This window comes from Pyxidicoccus fallax (assembly GCF_012933655.1).
GTDB classification, from domain to species: domain Bacteria; phylum Myxococcota; class Myxococcia; order Myxococcales; family Myxococcaceae; genus Myxococcus; species Myxococcus fallax.
This window is the reverse complement of the sequence record NZ_JABBJJ010000019.1, coordinates 13,267-32,379: the sequence shown is the minus strand read 5'-3', so window position 1 is coordinate 32,379 and position 19,113 is coordinate 13,267. Positions and strand designations below refer to the sequence as shown.

Below are 19,113 nucleotides of genomic sequence, written 5' to 3'. Positions count from 1 at the left end.
GACGGACACGCCCCACCACCGGAGGAGCCGCACCATGCGTTGGACCTGGATGGCCCTGTGGCTCCTGACGGCCGGCTGCGACGGCATCGAGCTGGAGCAGCTCGTGAAGCAGCATCCCCCCGCCACGCGGATGCGCCCCGAGCTCGCGGGCGCCAACTGCCCCCAGGGCGGGCATGCGGTGCTGACCGGCCTGGACCTCGATGACGACGGCGTGCTCGACGACGACGAGGTGAGGACCACCACGTACTCCTGCTTCAGCGCGCGCTCCTCCCTCCGGCCGGAGCCGCCAGGGCTTCACTGCGCGCATGGCGGACAGGCGGTGCTGACCGGCCTGGACCTCGATGACGACGGCGTGCTCGACGACAGCGAGGTGACGGCCACCGACTACGTCTGCGCCACCACCGTCCCGAACGTGCTGGTGCGCACGCGGCAGGTGGCTTCCGGAGCGCAGTGCACGCACGGAGGCGTGGTATCCCACGCCGGAGTAGACCTGGACGGCGACCAGTTGCTGGACGACGCGGAAATCACCCGCGAGGTGTATGGCTGCTCGGAGCCGGCGCCGGTGCTGACGCGGGTGCGCGACGTCGCGACGAACTACACCGTCTGCCCGAAGCCCGGCGCCCTCGTCGAGGCCGCCGTGGACCTGGACCGGGACGGCGTGTTCGACGACACGGAGGTGCGGGCCTCCCTCGAAATCTGCGTGAGCGTGAGCCAGGCCCGGGTCCGCCAGCAGCCGGAGCCGGCGGGCGAGCGCTGCCCCATGGGTGGCACGGCGGTGCAGGCCGGCCGGGACATCAACATGGACGGGGAGTTCGGCCCCAACGAGGTGCTCGGCACCACGTACGTGTGCCAGCCCACGGCCACCTATGACGGCATGTACCTGGTGCGCGACGCGGCGGACTTCGCGGCGCTCTCGGCCATCTCCCACATCCGGGGCTCGCTCATCATCGCCAACTCGCCGCTCACGGAGGTGGTGCTCCCCGGCCTCGTGTCGGTGGAGGGCTCGCTGAGCATCGACGGCAACCCCGCCCTGACGCGCGTGGACCTCGCGGGCCTGCGCTCCGTGGGCGAGGCCCTGTACGTGGCCGACAACGCCAACCTGGAGCTGCTGCGGGTCGGCCCGGCCGGCCCGACTCCCCCCTACCCGGTCCGCGTGGGCACCGACCTGACGGTGAGAACCAATGGGAAGCTCACGTCGCTGTTCGGGCTGGACGCGGTGGCTCCGCGCCACAACGTCTCCGTGAGCTCGAACCCGGTCCTGGGTGGCGGAGGCAGGTTCTCGTACCTCACCGACCTGACGGGCTCCCTGGTCATCGAAGGGAATGCCGCCCTGGGGGCAGTGCCCTTCTCCAGCCTGCGGACGGTGGCCGGCTCGGTTCGGCTCGTCGACAACGACGCGCTCATCACCTTCCTGGGCCTGGAGGGCCTGGTGACGGTCGGCGAAGACGTCATCATCGCCAACAACGCCTCCCTTCGGAGCACGGCGGAGCTGAACCTGAACACCGTGGGCGGCACCCTGTCGCTGACGGAGAACCCCGCCCTCCAGGACTTCACGCTGGGCTCCCTCTTTCTCGTGGGCAGGATCATCATCCACCGCAACGCGTCGCTGGAGTGGGTAGGGCCGATGAGGAGCCTCCAGGCCGTGGACAGGGACTTCGGCATCACCGAGAACCCGAAGCTGAAGTTCCTGATGGAGTTCCCCATGCTGGTGAGCGTGGGAGCCTATCTGCAGCTCAGCGACAACCCGCTGCTGACCGACGTGTCGGTCTTCAGCCGGCTGCTGCGGCTGGGAGTCCTGAACGTCAGCCGCAGCGCCGGGCTGACGAGCCTGGCGCCCTTCAGCGGCCTGCGAGAGCTGGACGGGCTGGTCGTGCAGGAGAACCCGGAGCTGACTCAGCTGGGCCTGAGCGGGCTGGTCCAGGTGAGCTCCTTCTTCTGGGTCACGGACAACCCGAAGCTCCCCGGCTGCCTGGCCACGTCGCTCGCGGACAGCGTGTACACGGGGCCCGTCCAGGACCGCGACATCCAGAACAACGCGGAGACGGCCTGCGGGCCCTAGCGTCCCGGCCGTCCCGGCGGTGGGCACCCGGGCCCGGCGGGCAGCCGGGCGGCCGTCCCCCCGGTCTCGAACGTGTGGTCGGGAGTTGGACACCCACCCGGGGCGAGGCAGCATCGGGAGCGTATGAGTCGTGAGGACATCGTCACAGCGCTGCGCCGGGTTCCCCTGTTCGCCAGACTCACGGACGAGCAGCTCCAGTGGATGGCCCGTCATGGCCGGCAGCTCCACTTCGCGGCGGGCACGTGCATCGCCGCGCAGGGGGCCCCGGCGGACGGGCTGTCCATCATCCTGGAGGGGCGCACGGAGTGGACGCGCCGCGTGGGCTCGCAGGAGGTGCCCGCTGGCGCGCTGGAAGCGGGCGACCTCTTCGGCGAGCTCATCCTCTTCCTGAACTCGCCCCACCCCACCACGGGCCGCGCGGCGACGGACGTGCGCCTGTTCCGCCTGGAGCCTGCCACCTTCTGGGAGCTGATCCGCCTGGCGCCGGTGTTGAGCCGGGGGCTGATGGAGGTGGCCTCGCAGCGCTCGGCGCCGAACGAGGTGAGCTCCCGTCAGCAGGCGGCGCTGCTGCCCGTGGGCCAGCTCGCGGCGGGACTGGGCGGAGAGCTGGACAGTCCGGCCGCGTCCGCGCGCCGGAGCGCGACGCGGCTGCGGGAGACGCTGCGGACGGTGTCGGCGCGGGCCATGGCGCTGGGCGAGCACGGGCTGTCCTCGGCGCAGCGCATGGCCCTGCTGGCGCTGCCCCGCGAGGCCGCCGAGCGCGGCCGGACGACTCCGCCGCTGGCGCCCGTGGCGCGGGCCGAGCGCGAGGAGGCGATGGGCTCCTGGCTGGAGTCGCGCGGGGTGTCGGACGCGTGGGAGGCGGCGCCGGTGCTCGTGGCGTCCGGGCTGGACGTGCCCTGGCTGGAGTCGGTGCAGACGCGGGTGGGCACGGCGCTCCTGGGCGACGTGCTGGCGTGGCTGGTGGCCGCGGTGACGGGCGACGTGCTGCTGGCGGAGGTGGAGCGCGGCACGGCGCGCGTGTCCGCGCTGGTGGACGCGCTGAAGACGTACAGCTTCCTGGACGCGGCGCCCGTGGAGGAGGTGGACGTGCACGACGGCCTGGAGGCCACGCTGTCCGTGCTGGGCCACCGGCTGGCGGGAGACCGGCTCACCGTGGAGCGCCAGTACGAGCGGGGCCTGCCGCGGCTGAAGGCGGAGGGCAGCGCGCTGGAGGAGGTGTGGACGCAGCTGGTGCTCAACGCCCTGCAGGCCCTGGGCGAGGGCGGCGGACGCCTGCGGCTGCGCACCTGGGCCGAGCCCTCGCGGGTGGTGGTGGAGGTGGCGGATGACGGGCCGGGGATTCCGAAGGACTTGATGCCGCGCCTGTTCGAGCCCTTCTTCAGCACGAGGCCCCAGGCGGCGGGCCTGGGCCTGGACATCAGCCGCCGCATCGTCGAGCGGCACGGCGGTGAGCTGCGCGTCCTGTCCGAGCCGGGCGGTACGCGTGTGCAGGTGCGCCTCCCGGTGTAGCCGGGGCGCGCTGTCCTGCGCTCCACGGGGCCACCATCCACCCGGCGACGGAAGTCCCGAGCCGGAGGGCCGGAGCGTCCGCCTCTTCACGCGCGGCCGGAAGGACGATGGCCGGCGGGAGCACTCCGGGCGTGGAATCACCGGAAGACTCCCGAGGAGGCTCGTATGTCCGGTGAGATTCAGGGCGCCTGGTTCAAGGCCATCCTCGGCTCGATGACGGCGGCCTCCTCGCGCTTCCCCCAGCAGCAGCAGCGCATCAACAGCATGCGCGACGACACGTGGTACGCCTGGGAGGACTACGTGCGCATGGTGGGCGAGCTCCAGGCGTCGCTGGGGGACAGGGCGGTGGAGGCCATCGCCCAGCGCTCGGCGATGCGCACGTTGCCGCTGGCGCGCGCGCTGGGCTTCGACTCGGTGGAGAAGGTGTTCGGCGACTTCGACGCGCTCCTGCGCGGCATGGTGCGGGCGCTGCCGCCGTCGGACTCCACGCGCACCGTGTCCTTCATGCCGCTGTCGGTGGAGCTGGAGAGCCATTCGCGCCTGCCCTCCGCGCTGCTGCTGGGCACCTTCCGGGGGCTGCTGATGGGCTTCGGGAAGATTGTCACCGAGGTGAAGGTGACGCAGCGGGGCGGCACGCGGCGCTTCTCGCTCAAGTGGATGTGACGGCAAGCTCCCGCCATGGTGCGCATCGGAGTCATCGGAACGAAGTGGGGCCTCATGCACGTGGGGGCCTTCCGCGCGGCGGGCGCGGAGCTGACGGCGCTCTGCGGGCGGAGCCCGGACAACACGCGCGAGGTGGCCGCGCGCGAGGGCATCCCCCTGGCCACCACGGACGTGCGTGAGCTCTGCGCCGCCGTGGACGCGGTGGTGGTGGCTTCACCGGACTCGCTCCACGCCGCCCACGTGGAGACAGCGCTGGAGTCCGGCCGCGCGGTGCTGTGCGAGAAGCCCCTCACCCGCACCGCCGCGGAGGCCCGGACACTGCTGGCCCGGGCACGCACCGCCACGCGCCCCAGCGCCGTCAACTTCCCCTACCGGATGCTGCCCCCGCTGCGGGGGCTGAAGGCGTGGCTCGCGGAGCGACCGGTGCGCCACCTCGTCCTCACGCTGCGCAATGGCTTCGTCGCGGACGACGGCACCACCTCCGGGCCGCTGCTCGGCGCCTCGGGTGACTGGGGCGGGGTGTCCCACGTCCTGGACGCGGCGCTGTGGCTCGCGGGCGCCTCGCCCGTCTGGGTGCAGGCGTCGCTGTCCGGCCGGCCCGTGCACACCGCCGCGCTGCATGTGGGGCTGTCCTCCGGCGCGGTGCTGGTGCTCACCCACGCGGCGAGCCCGGAGCCGGGCATCCACGGCGGCTGGACGCTGCTCGGGCGCGGCTGGGAGGCGGGCTTCTCCGGTGGCTACGTGCCGTCGCGCGGAGGCTGGTGCGTGTCCCCGGTGCGCGGCTTCGAGCACGGCGAATGGCGCGACGTGGCCCCCGGCGTGGAGCCGCGCCCCGGAGAGCGTGAGCCCTGGGCCCAGGCGCACGTGGAGGTCGCGCGCCGGTTCCTCGGCCTGCTCCGGGGCGAGGCCCGCGACGGGCTGGCCACGCTGGAGGACGGCGCCACCGTGCAGGACATCCTCGCGGCGGCCATGACCTCCGAGCAGGAGGGCCGCCGCGTCCACCTGGAGCCGCGCCCGGGCGCCTGAGGGCCTCCGCTCCCGGGGCGCCTGCCCGCCTGCCCTGCGTCCCCGCGCTTTCGTCCTGTCCCGGAGGCACTTATCCGGAGGGCTCCCACCTTGCGCCAGGCCCCCGGGTCATTGCGTGATGCACCCTCCGGCGGCGCGATGTGGGCGCCCGGCCCGCGAGAGATGCCCGACATGTCGTCCTCCCCTTCCCCCACCGACCGCGCCTCCCGTCCCACCGAGCCGTGGCTCGAGGAGCTCGACGTCCTCGTGCGGGCCCGCTACCCGCTGCTCTACCTCGTCTCCTGGGAGGAGCACCGGGTGGACGCCATCCTCACGGAACTGGCGCGCGCGCACGGCAAGGCGCTCTTCCACTGGTCCGTCACCCGGGGCCTGCGCAACGTGGGCAATTCGCGCGCCGCGGCCCTGCCCGAGGACACGCGCTCGCCGCTGGAGGCGCTGGCCGCCATCGAGAAGCTCGGCGAGCCCGCGCTGGTGGTGCTTAAGGACTTCCACCCCTTCCTGGAAGAGAAGCAGGTGGTGCGGGCCCTGCGCGAGCTGGCCCACTTCCTCAAGAGCACCTTCACCACCGTCATCCTCCTGTCCCCCTCGCTCCACATCCCCATCGAGCTGGAGAAGGAGGTCTCCGTCATCGACGTGCCCCTGCCCGGGTACAACGACCTGCTGCGGCTGCTGAAGGAAATCGTCGCGCTGGTGCGCCGCAACAACAAGGCCACCGTCGAGCTGTCCCGCGAGCACGCGGACCAGCTCATCAAGGCGGCGCTCGGGCTGACGCTGTCGGAGGCGGAGAACGCCTTCGCCAAGGCCATCGCCACCGACGGGAAGCTGTCCTCGGATGACATCAAGCGCATCCAGGACGAGAAGCGGCAGGTGATTCGCAAGAGCGGGCTCCTGGAGTACTACCCGCCCGACGAGAGCCTGGGGAACGTGGGCGGGCTCGCGAATCTGAAGTCATGGCTGAGCCAGCGCACCGCGGCCTTCGGAGAGCGGGCCCGCCAGTTCGGCCTGCCCGAGCCCCGGGGCCTGCTGCTGCTGGGCGTGCAGGGCTGCGGCAAGAGCCTCACCGCGAAGGCCGTCTCCGCCCACTGGAACCTGCCGCTCTTGCGGCTGGACATGGGGCGCATCTTCAGCGGGCTGATTGGCTCGTCCGAGGAGAACCTGCGCAAGGCCATCCGCGTGGCGGAGAGCGTGGCGCCGGTGGTGCTGTGGGTGGACGAAATCGAGAAGGGCCTGTCGGGCGTGGCCTCCTCCGGCGCGGGGGACACCGGCGTGTCGGCGCGCGTGTTCGGCACGCTGCTCACGTGGCTCCAGGAGAAGACGGCGCCGGTGTTCGTGGTGGCCACCGCCAACCGCATCGACGGCCTGCCGCCCGAGGTGCTGCGCAAGGGCCGCTTCGACGAAATCTTCTTCATCGACCTGCCCGAGGCCGCCGAGCGCCAGGACATCTTCCGCATCCACCTGAAGCGCCGGAAGCGCGAGCCCGCGAGCTTCGGCATCGAGGAGCTGGCCACGCTCACCGAGGGCTTCAGCGGCGCGGAAATCGAGCAGGCCGTCATCGCCGGGCTGTACGAGGCCTTCGCGGAGGGGAAGGAGCTGGAGCAGCGGCACCTGGTGCGCGCCATCCAGGACACCTTCCCCCTGTCGGTGACGATGGCGGCGGACATCGACCGGCTGCGTGAGTGGGCCCGGGGCCGTACCCGCCCGGCCTCGTCCGGAGCCCCCACCGGGAGTCCCCGATGACGCCCAAGCTCTCCCGCTTCCTGCACCTGGAGCGCTCCCGGGGCGAGCGCACGGAATCGGAGACGTCCACTCCGCTGCGGGACGGTGGCCGCTTCGAGTCCCTGGAGGAGCGCAAGGAGGCCCACGCCGAGGCCGCCATCCCGGAGACCCACCTGGAGCGCTTCAAGGGCGAGGCGCCCCTGGCCCTCGCGGACGCGCCCGAGGACACGCGGCGCTTCCCGCGTTGCATGGTGTGCGAGTCCGAGAACGGCCGCTTCGCGCCGAGGTGCACCGTGTGCGGCGCGGACCTGGGGACCCCGGAGCAGCTCGAATTCAACGAGCGGCTCTGGCAGGAGCGCAAGCACGGGCTGAGCCGGACGCGCGCGGACGAAATCGAAGCGCTGCGCCAGCAGGAGGAACAGCGGCGGCGGGAGCAAGCCGAGCAGCTCGAGCTTCAAATCGCGCGGCTCCGCGCCGAGGAGCGGCCGGCGCGCTGGGTGCGCATGTTCTCCCAGCACTCGACCCTGGGCACCGCGCTGCTGTCCCTCATCCCCCACCCGCTGCTGCGGTGGCTGACGCTCGGCGGGCTCTTCTGCCTGACCGGGGGCCTCTGGCGCTACGGCCGTGGGGGAACGCAGCTGGCGGGGGCCATGCTGACCGTGTTCCTCGTCGCGCTGTTCGTTCCCCCCGGTGCCCTCCGTCGTGGCAGGCGCTGAGCGCCCGGCGCCGCGTCACTCCGTCCGGCCGAGCGCCGCCACCGCCGCGGCCATCACCTGCTTCACGGGCACGCCCGCGGCCTCGGCCACCTTGCGGCAGTCCTCGAACTCCGGATGCGCGTTGAGCACGGCGCCACCGCGCAGGCCGCGCTTCACGCGGACCTTCCCCCACGGCGTCTCCACCTCCACCCAGTCGCGCTCCAGCGCCTGCCGCTCCACGCGGTGGTAGCGCACGCCCAGCGTGGTGGACTCGCGCAGCACCGCGTCCACCACCGCCTCGCGCGCGCCGCCCTCCACCAGCGCGCCCAGCAGGTGCCCGGGCCGGCTCTTCTTCATCACCACCGGCGCCACCCACGTGTCCAGCGCGCCCGCGGCGAGCAGCTTGTCCACGAGGTGTCCCAGCAGCTGCGGCGTGGCGTCGTCGAGGTTCGCCTCCACCACCCAGAGTCCCTCGGTGCGGGCCTCTTCCATCCGCCCCAGCGACGCGCGCAGCACGTTGGGCCGGTCTCGGAAGTCCTTCGTCCCCACGCCGTAGCCCACCTTCTCCACGATGAAGTCCGGCGGGTGGCCAATGCGCGTCAGCACCTTGAGCAGCGCCGCGCCGGTGGGCGTCGTCAGCTCGCCCACGCCCTCGAAGCGCACGGGCACGTCGCGCAGCAACTCCAGCGTGGCGGGCACCGGAATGGGCATGTTGCCGTGGGCCACGCGGATGCTGCCGCTGCCCAGGGGCGGCGGGGCCGCGTACACCTCGGGGTTGCCCAACAGCTCCAGCACCACCGCCGCGCCGCAGATGTCGACGATGGAGTCCACCGCGCCCACCTCGTGGAAGTGGATGTCGTCGATGGACACGCCGTGCACCTTCGCCTCGGCCTCGCCGATGGCGCGGAACACCGCCAGGGCCCGCTCCTTCGCGCGGGGCGGCAGCGTGGGGGCCGCCTCGATGAGCCGGCGGATGTCCGAGTAGGCCCGGTGCGGGTGCGCCTCGCGCGCGTCCAGCACCACGTCCAGGTGCGTGCCGCTGATGGCGTGGCGCACCGCGCGCTGCACCGCCAGCTTCCACCCCGGCACACTGAGGCCCCGCAGCGCCGCCTCGATGTCCGCGGGCGCCAGCCCCAGGTCGATACCCGCCGCCAGGAACATGTCGCCGGCGATGCCGCCCACCGGCTCCAGGTAGAGGATGCGCCGCATCACCGCCGTCCCTTCGTCCGCGAAATCAGCGCCGCGTAGAAGCCGCCGCCGAACCCGTTGTCGATGTTCACCGTGGCCACGTTGGAGGCGCACGAGTTCACCATGGCCAGCAGCGCGGACACGCCCTTGAAGTTGGCGCCATAGCCCACGGACGTCGGCACCGCGACGACGGGGATGCCCACCAGTCCGCCCAGCGCGCTGCCCAGCGCGCCCTCCATGCCCGCCACCACCACCGCGGCGTGGCACTCCTGGATTTCCTCGCGCCGCCGCAGCAGCCGGTGGATGCCGGCCACGCCCACGTCGTAGACGCGCCGCACCTCGGCGCCCATGGCCTCGGCGGTGATGGCCGCCTCCTCCGCCACGGGGATGTCGCTGGTGCCGGCCGTCACCACCGCCACGCGGCCCGCGCGCACCTTGCCCTGCTTCAGGTGGAAGATGCGGGCCACCGGGTGGTACTCGCCCTTGGGGAAGCGCGCCACCAGCGCCTCCGCCTTGTCCGGCTGCAGCCGCGTCACCAGCACCGTCTGCTTGCGCTCCACCAGCGTGCCGACGATGCCCAGCAGCTGCTCCACCGTCTTCGGCTCGCCCAGCACCACCTCGGGGAAGCCGAAGCGCAGGTTGCGGTGGGTATCGAGCGTCGCGTAGCCCAGCTCCGCGAAGGGCAGGTCCTTCAGCTTGCCCACCGCGTCATCCACCGACACGCGACCCGACTTCACGCTCCCGAGGAGCTGCTTCAGCGCCTTCTCGTCCATGGGCGTCCTCTACCCCACTCGGTGCCGGGGGAGAACGCCCGCATGATTCACCCCGGGTCCAAGACCTGGGAAACTGTCGAGGCAGACACCTGCTCGACCCCCGTCGAGCATCCCAACCAAGGAGCAGGACATGCTGCGAAACCCCGTCGTGCGAGCACTGGCGTTGACGGCCATGGCCTGGGTGGCCGGGCTGGGCTGTGGGGGTGGCACCCTGGAGGCCGAGCCCGAGCGGGAGACCGGCAACGCGGAGCAGGAAATCGGCTACTGCGGCCCTCCCAACTACACCTGCCCCACCCTCGGGACGACCTGCGTCCGGGGTTCCTGCCTGAAGCAGTGCGACCCGGAAGAACCCCTCTGTCCCGTCGGGCAGAGGTGTTGCGTGGAGTACATCCCGCCCGGGGGCCCGGTGGTGATGCCGTACTGCACCAGCTCCTGCCCGAGCAACTGAGCCACGAAGCCCCGTCCTGGAGCCGGCGGTCTTCCGCTGGCTCCGGGCCGCGGGCCCGCTACACGCCCAGCCGCGCCAGCAGGGCGCGCGAGCTCTCCGGCTCCAGCACCAGCAGCAGCTGCCCGCCCACCGGGGGCACCGAGGCCGCCTGGAAGCGCGCCTCCAGCACCACCCTGCGCCCCGTGTCGCCCGACACCTCGGCCAGCGCCCCATCCACCGCTTCGCGCGAGTCACCCCGCCGCAGCGTGGGCACGGAGGGCATCAGCTTCCAACCGGTGAGCCGGCCCATGGCGGACAGACACGCGCTGGCGACGATGTTGGCGACCTCCGCCACCACGCTGTCGCGCTCGGCCTGCTCCGCGGGCTGTCCACCCAGCAGCAGCGTCTCCAGTGCGCCGCTGTCCCCCCGCGAGAGGACCAGCAGCAGCACGCCGCGCAGCTCGCCGCGGATGCCCAGCCACGACGCCACCACCGGCCCGGTCGCGTCCACCAGCGCGGCGGTGTCCGCCACGTCGCCCTGGAGCACCCGGGGAATGGAGAGGTCCACCTTCCGCCCTCCCATCAGCCGGGAGAGCGCGTTGGCGGCGTGGCCACAGCCGATGTTGGCCACCTCGCGCAGGGCATCGAGCTGCGCGTCGCTGGGAAGGGGCAGGCTCACGCGGACAGTAACCTCGGCACGTCCAGGATGAAGACTGGACGGCCACTTCCCAGGATGGTCACTCCGGACAGTCCGGGCAGCAGGTCGAGCGGGCGGGACAGCGGCTTGAGCACCACCTCTTCCTGGCCCAGCAGCCGGTCCACCGCCAGCGCCACCCGCCCCGAGTCCGCGTCCATCACCACGAAGGGCCGCGCGCCCTGACGCGGGGGCGCGGGGACGCCCACCAGCGTGTCCAGCGAATGGACCGGCAGCAGTGAGTTGCCATGGGGCAGGAGCGCCGTCTCGCGGCTGCGGCTGAGCGCCTCGCCGTCCGCCTCCGTGGCGCCCACCACCTTGGCGATGGGCAGGCCGAAGACCTCGTCACCCACCTCCACCAGCAGCAGGTGCACCACCGCCACCGTCAGCGGCAGCCGCAGCGTGAAGCGCGTGCCCCGGCCCTTCTCGCTGTCGATTTCGAGCGTGCCGCCGACGTTCTCCACCACGCGCTTCACCGCGTCCATGCCCACGCCGCGGCCGGAGATGTCGGTGATGTCCTTGGCGGTGGACACGCCGGGCAGGCACGACAGCAGGAAGGCCTCGCGGTCCGACATGCGCGCCGCGTTCTCCACGGAGAGCAGCCCGCGCGCCACCGCGGCGCTCTTGAGCTTCGCCGGGTCCATGCCGCGGCCGTCGTCCTCGATTTCGATGATGACGCGGTCCCTGGCGCGCTTCACCGCCACCAGCACGCGCCCGCGCGGGCCCTTCTTCGCGGCCACGCGCTCCTCGGGCGACTCCAGCCCGTGGTCGATGCAGTTGCGCAACAGGTGCATCAGCGGGTCGGCCAGCTCGTCGAGGATGGCCCGGTCCAGCTCGATTTCCGCGCCGGTGATGACCAGGTCGACCTCGCGCTCCTTGCGCCGGGCGATGTCGCGCGCGGCGCGGGGCAGCCGGTCCGTGATGAGCGACAGCGGCGTCATGCGCGCCGTCATCACCTTGTCGTGCAGGTCCTTCACCAGCGTGTGCAGCCGGTAGACGCCCTCCTCCAGCGCGGGGCGGGCGTTCTCCGGCAGCACCTTGCCCACCTCGCGCAGGCGGGCCGTGGCGAGCATCAGCTCGCCCACCGTGTCCAGGAAGTAGTCGAGCAGCTCCGTGCGCACGCGCACCGTGCGCGCCGTGGCGTCGTTGGCGGCGCGGGCGGCCTCCGCGGCGGGCGCGGCCACCACCGGGGCGGGCGCGGCCACCGCCGGCTTCACCGAGACGACCTCCACGTCGACCACGTTCTTCAGCGACGCGTGGATGCCGGTGTCGCCCGCCGTGGTCTCCAGCTCGAGCTGGATGTAGCCGTCGGGAATGCGGCCGGCCTTCAGCTCCTCCAGCGCGGGCCGCAGGTCCACCAGCGTGCCCAGGTTGGTGAGGCGCTTGTGCACCAGGAACGCGCGCACGCCGGGCACCTGGCAGGTGGGCGCGATGCGCAGCCGCACCGCCCAGCGCTGCATGGGGCCGCGCGCCTCGGCCGGGACCCGGGGCGGGAGGACGCTGCGGACCTCGGCGGGCGGAGGCGTCTGGGCGGGCACCGGGACGCTCGCGGCGTCCTTCAGCCGGTCCACCAGGTCGTTCGGCGGCGGCTCCACCAGCCCCAGCGCCGCGGCGACGACGGCCACCGCGCCCTCGGCCGCGCCCACCGAGGGCACACCTGACGCGGACACCACGTTGGGAGACGTGCCCGGAGGCGTCAGCAGGTCCGGAGGCAGCGGCAGGCCCTGAGCCGCCAGGTCCACCGTGGGCCCCGCGATGCCCACCGGGCTCTGCGAGCGCGAGGTGCCGGAAGGCGTTCCCGCCCCGGTCCCCTTCGCCACCTTCTCCGCCACGGAGCCCGTATCACCCGAAGCCTGCGCGCCCGCCGCCTCCGAGGTGGAAGCCGCGCCGCCTCCCGCCTGGGCCGTGGACTCCGTGCCCGGCTTCGTCGTGCCCGCCGGGCCCTCGACGGCCGTGTCACCCGCCGGCCGCGCCGGGCCATCGCCAGAGGCCGTGCCCGTGGAGGCACCGTCCGTCGCCGCCGGCTTGCTCATCGTCGTCTTGGCGACGCGGGTGGTGGCCAGGCCCTTGCCGGTCATCGCGATGTAGCGATTGCCCAGCTGGGTCAGCAGCACGGAGGCCTCATCCGCCGGCTTGCTCTCCGCCACGGCCCGCACCTGCGCGAGCATGGTGTCCGCGGCGGTGAGCAGCAGGTCCACCACGTCACGGTCCAGACGGCCGCGGTCCTGCCGGACGGCGTCCACCAGGTCTTCCACGCGGTGCGCGAGGACGGCGATGGGCTCGAAGCCCATCGACGACGCCATGCCCTTCACGGAGTGGGCATGGCGGAACATCGAATCCACCACGGTGGCGGTGCCCTCGCGCTCCAGCTGCACGAGGTCCCGCCCGAGCGCCTCCAGGTGGTCGGTGGCCTCGGAGATGAAGAGCCCGAGGTAGCGGGACATGTCCATCGTCATGACCCGGCCTCGTCAACGCAAAGGGAGCGGCCGCCGGGGGGCGACACCGCTCACGTCTCTCCCAGCACCTTCTTCACCACCGCGAGCACGTCCTCGGCGCGGAACGGCTTGACGATGAAGTCGGACGCTCCGGCCTCGATGGCCTCCATCACCAGGCTCTCCTGACCGAGCGCCGAGCACATGATGACGACGGCGCTGCTGTCGGCCTTGATGATTTCCCGAGTGGCCTCGATGCCGCTCTTGAACGGCATCACGATGTCCATCGTGGTGAGGTCGGGCTTGAGTTCCTTGTACTTCTCTACCGCTTCCAGGCCGTTGGCGGCCTCGCCGACGACCTCGAAACCTCCAGACGCAAAGATGTCCTTGATCATGTTGCGCATGAAGATGGCGTCGTCGACGACCAGGACCCGCTTAGCCATGTGAAGAACTCCGCCTCCGAATCACCTAGAGGAGCGCGGACACTAGCATCCGCGCTTTCCAGGGGGCTACTCACTTGGAGTGGGTGAACAAGGCAACCACCGCGGCATCCAACCCTTCGGGGTCCAGGACGGTGACTCCCAGACCACCCAGCCGGGCAACCCCCCGGATGGCGGGGGTCAGCTTCCCCGGTGCCGTGCTCACTCGCTCCACCGCTTCGATTCCGTCTACATCCGTCACCAGCAGGCCCAAATCCCGCCGCCCGCGGTCCAGCAACACCACCCGTGCCGGCGGTGTGGGCCCTTCCGGCAGGCTCAAGAGCTGCCGCAGCTCCACCACTGTCACGACCCTGCCACGAAGATTCATCACCCCGGTAATCGCCGAGGGGGCGCGCGGCACCCGGGTGAAGCGCTCGGGAGGCACGACGACCTCCCGCACCGCCGACAGCGGCAGCCCATAGCGCTCTTTCTCCACCCGGAAGATGACGTGCCGCACAGGAGTAAGGTTCTATCCGCTCTGAAAGGGTCGGGGGTTGCCCGCCCTTCCCCTACCGTTTGGACCGCGAAGCCGCCACCGTGCCACGGCGCGTCGAGGCGGGACGAGTTTTTTTCGCGGCGGCCTTCTTCGCCGCGGTCTTCTTCGGGGCCGCGCCCGCGTCCAGGGCCTTGAGCACCTTCTGCGGGGCCACGGCGCGGAAGCTCTCGTGAATCCACTGGGTGAGCAGCTCCACGGGGACGCTGTCACCGGGCTTGAACTCGGAGGTCACCCAGCCGCTCTTGCCCAGGCCGTAGCCGGTGGGCGTGGCGAAGGGGAGCATCAGCGCGGCCTCGTTGGAGTCCGGCAGCTTGGTGGTGACGCTGAGCCGGTGGTCCTCCAGGACGAGGACGGCGAACATCTTCCCCTTCACCTTGGCGGTGCGGTGGCCCCAGGGGAACTCCTCGGTGACCTCGGGGAACGCCAGCATCACCTCGCGCAGGCGGTCCTCGGCGGCCTTCAGCTTCGCGTCCGGCTTGGAGGCGGGAGAGGTGCTCATGGGCTCAGGCGGAAGCTGCGCACGACGCTCTGCAGCTCGACGGAGAGGTTGGTCAGCTCGCTGGCCAGCGACGTCATGCGCGACACGGCGGCCGTCTGCTCCTGGATGACTTCCTGGATGGCCTCGGTGGAGGCGGCGTTGTTGCGCGCCACCAGCTTGATCTCCTCGATGGCCTTCACCATCTCCTCGCTGCCCTTGAGCTGCTCGCGGGTGCTGTCGGAGATGAGGTGCACCTTCTCGGCGCCCTTGCGGATGGTGTCGGTGATGGCGCTCATGGACCGGACGATGTTGCCCAGGTCCTCGCGGCCCTCCGCCAGCTCCGCGATGCCTTCCTTCATGGCGCTCACGACGGAGGTGGACTGGCCGGAGATGTCGCGCGCCAGCTTCGAAATCTGCTCCGCCGAGCGGCCCGCGCTCTCGGCCAGCTTGCGGACCTCGTCGGCCACCACCGCGAAGCCGCGGCCGTACTCACCCGCGCGCGCCGCCTCGATGGTGGCGTTGAGCGCCAGCAGGTTGGTCTGCTGCGCCACCTGCGTGATGGCGTCGACGATCTTGGAGATTTCCTGCGTCTTCTCGCCGAAGGCGAACACCTGCTGGCTGGCGGCCTCGATGCGGTTGAAGACCTTCTTCACCTTGTCGCCGGCCAGGCGCGCCGCCTTGGCGCCATCCTCGGCCGCGCTGCTCGTCTCGGCGGTCGTCTTCGCGGCGTCCTCGGCGCTGGCCGTGGTGCGCTGGATGCTGCCGGCCATCTCGGTGATGACCTTGGAGGCCTTGGAGACGAGCTGCGACTGCGACTCGGCGCCGGAGGCGATCTTGTTCATCGACGAGCCCACCTCCTCGGTGGAGCCGTTGACGTTCTCCGCGGAGCGCTGCAGGTCGATGGCGGTGTCGGCGACGCTCTTCGCGGTCTCTTGAATCTTGCCCACCAGCTCGCGCAGGTTCTCCTGCATGCGGGTGATGGCGCCGGTCAGCTCGTCGATTTCGTCGCGCGTGCTGCCGCCCTCGGCGGCCACGGGCTTGGACAGGTCACCCTGCGAGATTTCGTAGGCGGAGGCGCTGAGCACCTTCACTCGGGTGACGCGCGCCAGCAGCGAGGGCAGCAGCGCCGCGGCCGCGCCGGTGATGAAGATGGCCACGCCACCGCGGACCAGGTCCTTCCAGAGGCCCGGCCCGGGGCTCAGCTCGCGGAAGAGGATGTCCGACGAGAACATCCACACGATGAGCAGCAGTCCGAGCACCACGTAGCCATTGAGGATCTTCCGATGGAGGGAGACCTCGCGGGTGGCACGGGGGCTGTCGCCGACGGCCCGCATCAGTCGCTGCACGGGCTCGCGGCGGGGAGTGAGTCCGGGGGATGTGTCGTCGCGATGGGGACGGCGCACGGGATGCTTTCAGGGGAGAAGAAGCGTCACGGGTTTAGCCTTGCTATTCCGCAGGGTCAATCCGGCGGACGGGGCACGGAAGTGGTCGAACCCGGCAGGCGGTGGGAGAACGCGGCCTGTCATGTCCCTGCAAACCCACCCGCTTCCCTCTGAGAAGTGGCCGATGCGCGTGACACGGAGCCCCGCCCTGGCGCACGCGCGCTCGAATGCCTGGCCGCGTCCCTGGGGGACGGCCATGAGCAGCTCATAATCCTCGCCTCCGGCCAGCGCGCCCTCGGGTCCGAGCGCCTTCCTCACGGCGGGCGTCATGGGCAGACGCTCCAGCTCCACCGTGGCCTGAACGCGCGAGGCGGAGCACAGATGACCCAGGTCTTGTGCGAGGCCATCGGAAACATCCATTGCGGCGGATGCGAAGCGAGAGGCGAGCCTCCCCAGCGCGACGCGAGGCTCGGGGCGGCGCTGGCGGCGCACGGCGGCGCCGCGCTTCACGCCGGAGCGCAGGTGCTGCAGGCCCAGGCGCGCGTCACCGAGGGTGCCGGACACATAGAGGAGGTCCCCGGGGCGGGCGCCGGCGCGGGTGAGCGGCGGGCGGGACAGCTCTCCGGTGGCGGCGATGGTGATGGACAGCTCGCGGGCGGAGGTGAAGTTGCCGCCGACGAGGGCGATGCGGTGCTCGCGGGCCAGGGCGGCCATGCCGCGCGCGAGGCCGGACAACTCCCGAGCGGGGAAGTCCTTCGGCATCGCCATGGCGCAGACGAACCAGCGCGGCGTGCAGCCCATGGACGCGAGGTCGGAGAGGTTCACCGCGAGCGCCTTGTGGCCGATGTCCTCGGGCGAGAAGGCGGCGCGGGTGAAGTGCACGTCCTCCACCACGGCGTCGGTGGTGACGCACAGCGCGCCGCGCTGGGGCGCGAGCACCGCGCAGTCATCACCGGGCCCCACGGGCACGCGGGCCCGCGGGAAGTGGCTCAGGAAGCGGCGGATGAAGTCGAACTCACCGGGCATGGGCGGCGGAGGAAAGACCAGCCGGTGCCCGGGGGCAATGGACTTGGGGCCTACTCGATGCGCGGCACCCGGTCGAAGTCCATGGTGCGCACCGGGGCGAGCTGCTCGAAGCGGTCCTTGCGCCGGTCCAGCGACGCGGCCCTGCGGATGAGCGAGCCCAGTTCCGCCACGTCGGCCCGGCCGCGCAGGGGCTCGCCCACGCCCTCGTGCAGGGAGATGAGCTGCTCCCACGTCAAGGGGCGCATCCAGTAGGAAGCGCGCAGCTTCTCCGCGAAGGCGGCGGCCACGTAGGACAGGCGCGTGGGCGGCGCGGCGCTGGCGTAGGACGGGCGCAGGACGCGGGAGGGCAGCACCTTCACCACCTCCCGGGAGCTGCCCCCCTCGGGGGCCTTGTAGCGCAGGCGCAGGGTGGCGAAGTCCTCCACCGCCGCCTCGCCGCGGAGCTTCACCTCATAGATGGCGGTGACGGTATGGCCGGAGCCGACCTCGCCCGCGTCCACCGAGTCGTCCGCGAACTGCGCCTTGGCGAGGATGCGGTTCTCGTAGCCCACCATCCGGTAGCGGGCGATGGCGCGCGGGTCGAACTCGAGCTGCACCTTCACGTCCTTGGCCACCACCTGCAGCGTGCCGGTGAGGTTCTGCACGAAGATGCGGTGCGCCTCCTCCAGCCGGTCCACGTACGCGTAGTTGCCCTCGCCCACGTGGGACAGCCGCTCCATGAGCACGTCGTTGTAGTGGCCCATGCCGAAGCCGACGGTGGACAGGGTGATGCCCCGCTCGGCGTAGTCCTTCACCCGCGCCCAGATGCCGTCCGCGTTGGTGACGCCGTTGTTGGCCACGCCGTCCGAGCAGAGGATGACGCGGTTGATGCCGCCCTCCAGCAAGTGGGACGCGGCGAGCGAGTAGGCCAGGTCCAGCCCCGCCTGGACGTTGGTGGCGCCATCCACCTGGAGCCCGTCGATGGCGCCCAGCAGCACGTCCCGGTGCAGCACGCTGGTGGGCGGCAGCACCAACCGGGCCGAGCTGCCGTAGACGACGATGGACACCCGGTCCCGCTCGTCGAGCGCGTCCACCAGCATCCGCAGCGCCTGCTTCACCACGGTGAGCTTGTTGGCGTCGGCCATGGAGCCGGAGATGTCGATGGTGAAGATGAGGTGCGACGGCTTGCGCTGCGCGGCGGGAATCTCGCGCGCCTTCAGGCCCACGTGGAGCACGTGGTAGCCGGGGCGGCTGGGAGACGGGAAGCCCTCCACGTGCACGGCGAAGGGAACATCCGGGCCGCTCTCGTAGCCATAGTCGAAGAAGTTGACGAACTCCTCCACGCGCACGGCGCTCTCATCCGGGAACACGCCACGGTCCAGGTAGCCGCGCGTCAGCGAGTACGACGCGGTGTCCACGTCCACGGAGAAGGTGGAGAAGCGCTCCTCCTCCGTCTCCACCGTGGGATTCACGCCGTAGCCCTGGAAGTACATCTCCAGGAAGGCCTTGTCGGAGGTGTCGTACCGGGGCGTCTCCACCGCCGCGCCACTGCCGTACCGGCCAGACATCTGCGAGAGCAGGTAGGGGCTCGGGGGCGGCGGGGGTGAGTAGTTGGAGCGGGACGAAGCGCTGGAGCTGGACTGGCCCGCGCGGATGCGATTGGCGGACAAGGGGACGCTGGCGGAGCGCCCCGGGATTTCAATGCACTCCCCCAGGCTCTCCTGGCTCAACTCCACGTTGAACCGGTAGGTGGTGTTGATTCGCACGTAGAGCTCCCGGGCCATGGGCTTGTACCCCTGGGCCTCGAAGCGGAGCGTGTAGGCACCCGAGGGGAGCTGCGGAATCCAGTAGAAGCCGTTCTCGTCGGTGACGACGGTCTGCTCCCCCATGAGGCTGGGCGAGGTGGCGGTGACCACCACCCCCTCGACGAGCGCGAAGGCATTGGCATCCATCACCGTGCCCATGATGACGCCGAAGCCGTCATCCGCGAGCGCGGGCCGGGCGAGCAGGAAGAGGAAGCACAGCAGGGCGTTTCGGAGCGCGGACTTCATCCGGGAGGACCTCCGTCATCGGGATGGGTCCTTGTTC

At 71.5% G+C, this 19,113-nt stretch carries 17 protein-coding genes; 7 read left to right on the top strand and 10 right to left on the bottom strand.

Annotated features, from left to right (window positions below; translation table 11 throughout):
- Positions 1–34 precede the first annotated feature (34 nt).
- From HG543_RS06265 to HG543_RS06240, 6 genes are all read left to right on the top strand, one after another.
- Complete coding sequence (locus HG543_RS06265; protein WP_169343760.1) at positions 35–2,059, top strand: DUF7151 family protein; 2,025 nt, start codon at positions 35–37, stop codon at positions 2,057–2,059.
- Between the two features lie 123 nt (positions 2,060–2,182).
- On the top strand, positions 2,183–3,571 hold the full coding sequence (locus HG543_RS06260; RefSeq protein WP_169343759.1) for an ATP-binding protein: 1,389 nt from the start codon (positions 2,183–2,185) through the stop codon (positions 3,569–3,571).
- A gap of 165 nt (positions 3,572–3,736) precedes the next feature.
- Complete coding sequence (locus HG543_RS06255; RefSeq protein ID WP_169343758.1) at positions 3,737–4,234, top strand: hypothetical protein; 498 nt, start codon at positions 3,737–3,739, stop codon at positions 4,232–4,234.
- Between the two features lie 15 nt (positions 4,235–4,249).
- On the top strand, positions 4,250–5,260 hold the full coding sequence (locus HG543_RS06250; RefSeq protein WP_169343757.1) for a Gfo/Idh/MocA family oxidoreductase: 1,011 nt from the start codon (positions 4,250–4,252) through the stop codon (positions 5,258–5,260).
- 171 nt (positions 5,261–5,431) lie between these two features.
- Positions 5,432–6,997 (top strand): Ycf46 family AAA ATPase, encoded by a 1,566-nt coding sequence (locus HG543_RS06245; RefSeq protein ID WP_169343756.1) that lies wholly within the window; start codon positions 5,432–5,434, stop codon positions 6,995–6,997.
- Entirely contained in the window at positions 6,994–7,692 is a 699-nt protein-coding gene (locus HG543_RS06240; RefSeq protein ID WP_169343755.1) for a hypothetical protein, read from the top strand. Before HG543_RS06245 ends, HG543_RS06240 begins: the two co-directional genes overlap by 4 nt.
- A 15-nt stretch (positions 7,693–7,707) precedes the next feature.
- Here HG543_RS06240 and larC read toward each other — a convergent pair whose 3' ends face one another.
- Positions 7,708–8,880 (bottom strand): nickel pincer cofactor biosynthesis protein LarC, encoded by a 1,173-nt coding sequence (gene larC, locus HG543_RS06235; RefSeq protein ID WP_169343754.1) that lies wholly within the window; start codon positions 8,878–8,880, stop codon positions 7,708–7,710.
- Positions 8,880–9,632 (bottom strand): nickel pincer cofactor biosynthesis protein LarB, encoded by a 753-nt coding sequence (gene larB / locus HG543_RS06230; RefSeq protein WP_169343753.1) that lies wholly within the window; start codon positions 9,630–9,632, stop codon positions 8,880–8,882. Before larB ends, larC begins: the two co-directional genes overlap by 1 nt.
- Before the next feature lie 130 nt (positions 9,633–9,762).
- Here larB and HG543_RS06225 point away from each other — a divergent pair, with 130 nt between their 5' ends.
- Entirely contained in the window at positions 9,763–10,080 is a 318-nt protein-coding gene (locus HG543_RS06225) for a hypothetical protein (RefSeq protein WP_169343752.1), read from the top strand.
- A gap of 58 nt (positions 10,081–10,138) precedes the next feature.
- Here the strand turns inward: HG543_RS06225 and HG543_RS06220 are convergent, their stop codons facing one another.
- The 8 genes from HG543_RS06220 to HG543_RS06185 form a co-directional block, all read right to left on the bottom strand.
- Positions 10,139–10,738, bottom strand: coding sequence for a chemotaxis protein CheC (locus HG543_RS06220; RefSeq protein ID WP_169343751.1), 600 nt, complete (start codon positions 10,736–10,738; stop codon positions 10,139–10,141).
- The gene (locus tag HG543_RS06215; RefSeq protein WP_169343750.1) at positions 10,735–13,209 is read right to left on the bottom strand and encodes a chemotaxis protein CheA; all 2,475 of its coding nucleotides are present in this window, start codon (positions 13,207–13,209) and stop codon (positions 10,735–10,737) included. Before HG543_RS06215 ends, HG543_RS06220 begins: the two co-directional genes overlap by 4 nt.
- 50 nt (positions 13,210–13,259) lie before the next feature.
- Positions 13,260–13,628: a response regulator gene (locus tag HG543_RS06210; protein WP_011556618.1), complete on the bottom strand. Its 369-nt coding sequence runs from the start codon at positions 13,626–13,628 to the stop codon at positions 13,260–13,262.
- 70 nt (positions 13,629–13,698) lie between these two features.
- The gene (locus HG543_RS06205; RefSeq protein WP_169343749.1) at positions 13,699–14,121 is read right to left on the bottom strand and encodes a chemotaxis protein CheW; all 423 of its coding nucleotides are present in this window, start codon (positions 14,119–14,121) and stop codon (positions 13,699–13,701) included.
- A 52-nt stretch (positions 14,122–14,173) separates the two neighbouring features.
- Positions 14,174–14,659: an MmcQ/YjbR family DNA-binding protein gene (locus HG543_RS06200; RefSeq protein WP_169343748.1), complete on the bottom strand. Its 486-nt coding sequence runs from the start codon at positions 14,657–14,659 to the stop codon at positions 14,174–14,176.
- Positions 14,656–16,041, bottom strand: a complete 1,386-nt coding sequence (locus tag HG543_RS06195; RefSeq protein WP_169343747.1) for a methyl-accepting chemotaxis protein — start codon at positions 16,039–16,041, stop codon at positions 14,656–14,658. Before HG543_RS06195 ends, HG543_RS06200 begins: the two co-directional genes overlap by 4 nt.
- Before the next feature lie 9 nt (positions 16,042–16,050).
- Complete coding sequence (thiL, locus tag HG543_RS06190) at positions 16,051–17,046, bottom strand: thiamine-phosphate kinase (RefSeq protein WP_169343746.1); 996 nt, start codon at positions 17,044–17,046, stop codon at positions 16,051–16,053.
- Positions 17,047–17,096: 50 nt separating this feature from the next.
- Positions 17,097–19,076, bottom strand: coding sequence for a YfbK domain-containing protein (locus HG543_RS06185; RefSeq protein WP_169343745.1), 1,980 nt, complete (start codon positions 19,074–19,076; stop codon positions 17,097–17,099).
- Positions 19,077–19,113: the final 37 nt, after the last annotated feature.

Coding starts and splice junctions, on each gene's coding strand:
- HG543_RS06265 (WP_169343760.1), top strand. CDS start 35: ATGCGTTGGACCTGGATGGCCCTGTGGCTCCTGACGGCCGGCTGCGAC.
- HG543_RS06260 (WP_169343759.1), top strand. CDS start 2,183: ATGAGTCGTGAGGACATCGTCACAGCGCTGCGCCGGGTTCCCCTGTTC.
- HG543_RS06255 (WP_169343758.1), top strand. CDS start 3,737: ATGTCCGGTGAGATTCAGGGCGCCTGGTTCAAGGCCATCCTCGGCTCG.
- HG543_RS06250 (WP_169343757.1), top strand. CDS start 4,250: ATGGTGCGCATCGGAGTCATCGGAACGAAGTGGGGCCTCATGCACGTG.
- HG543_RS06245 (WP_169343756.1), top strand. CDS start 5,432: ATGTCGTCCTCCCCTTCCCCCACCGACCGCGCCTCCCGTCCCACCGAG.
- HG543_RS06240 (WP_169343755.1), top strand. CDS start 6,994: ATGACGCCCAAGCTCTCCCGCTTCCTGCACCTGGAGCGCTCCCGGGGC.
- larC (WP_169343754.1), bottom strand. CDS start 8,880: ATGCGGCGCATCCTCTACCTGGAGCCGGTGGGCGGCATCGCCGGCGAC.
- larB (WP_169343753.1), bottom strand. CDS start 9,632: ATGGACGAGAAGGCGCTGAAGCAGCTCCTCGGGAGCGTGAAGTCGGGT.
- HG543_RS06225 (WP_169343752.1), top strand. CDS start 9,763: ATGCTGCGAAACCCCGTCGTGCGAGCACTGGCGTTGACGGCCATGGCC.
- HG543_RS06215 (WP_169343750.1), bottom strand. CDS start 13,209: ATGACGATGGACATGTCCCGCTACCTCGGGCTCTTCATCTCCGAGGCC.
- HG543_RS06210 (WP_011556618.1), bottom strand. CDS start 13,628: ATGGCTAAGCGGGTCCTGGTCGTCGACGACGCCATCTTCATGCGCAAC.
- HG543_RS06200 (WP_169343748.1), bottom strand. CDS start 14,659: ATGAGCACCTCTCCCGCCTCCAAGCCGGACGCGAAGCTGAAGGCCGCC.
- thiL (WP_169343746.1), bottom strand. CDS start 17,046: ATGCCCGGTGAGTTCGACTTCATCCGCCGCTTCCTGAGCCACTTCCCG.
- HG543_RS06185 (WP_169343745.1), bottom strand. CDS start 19,076: ATGAAGTCCGCGCTCCGAAACGCCCTGCTGTGCTTCCTCTTCCTGCTC.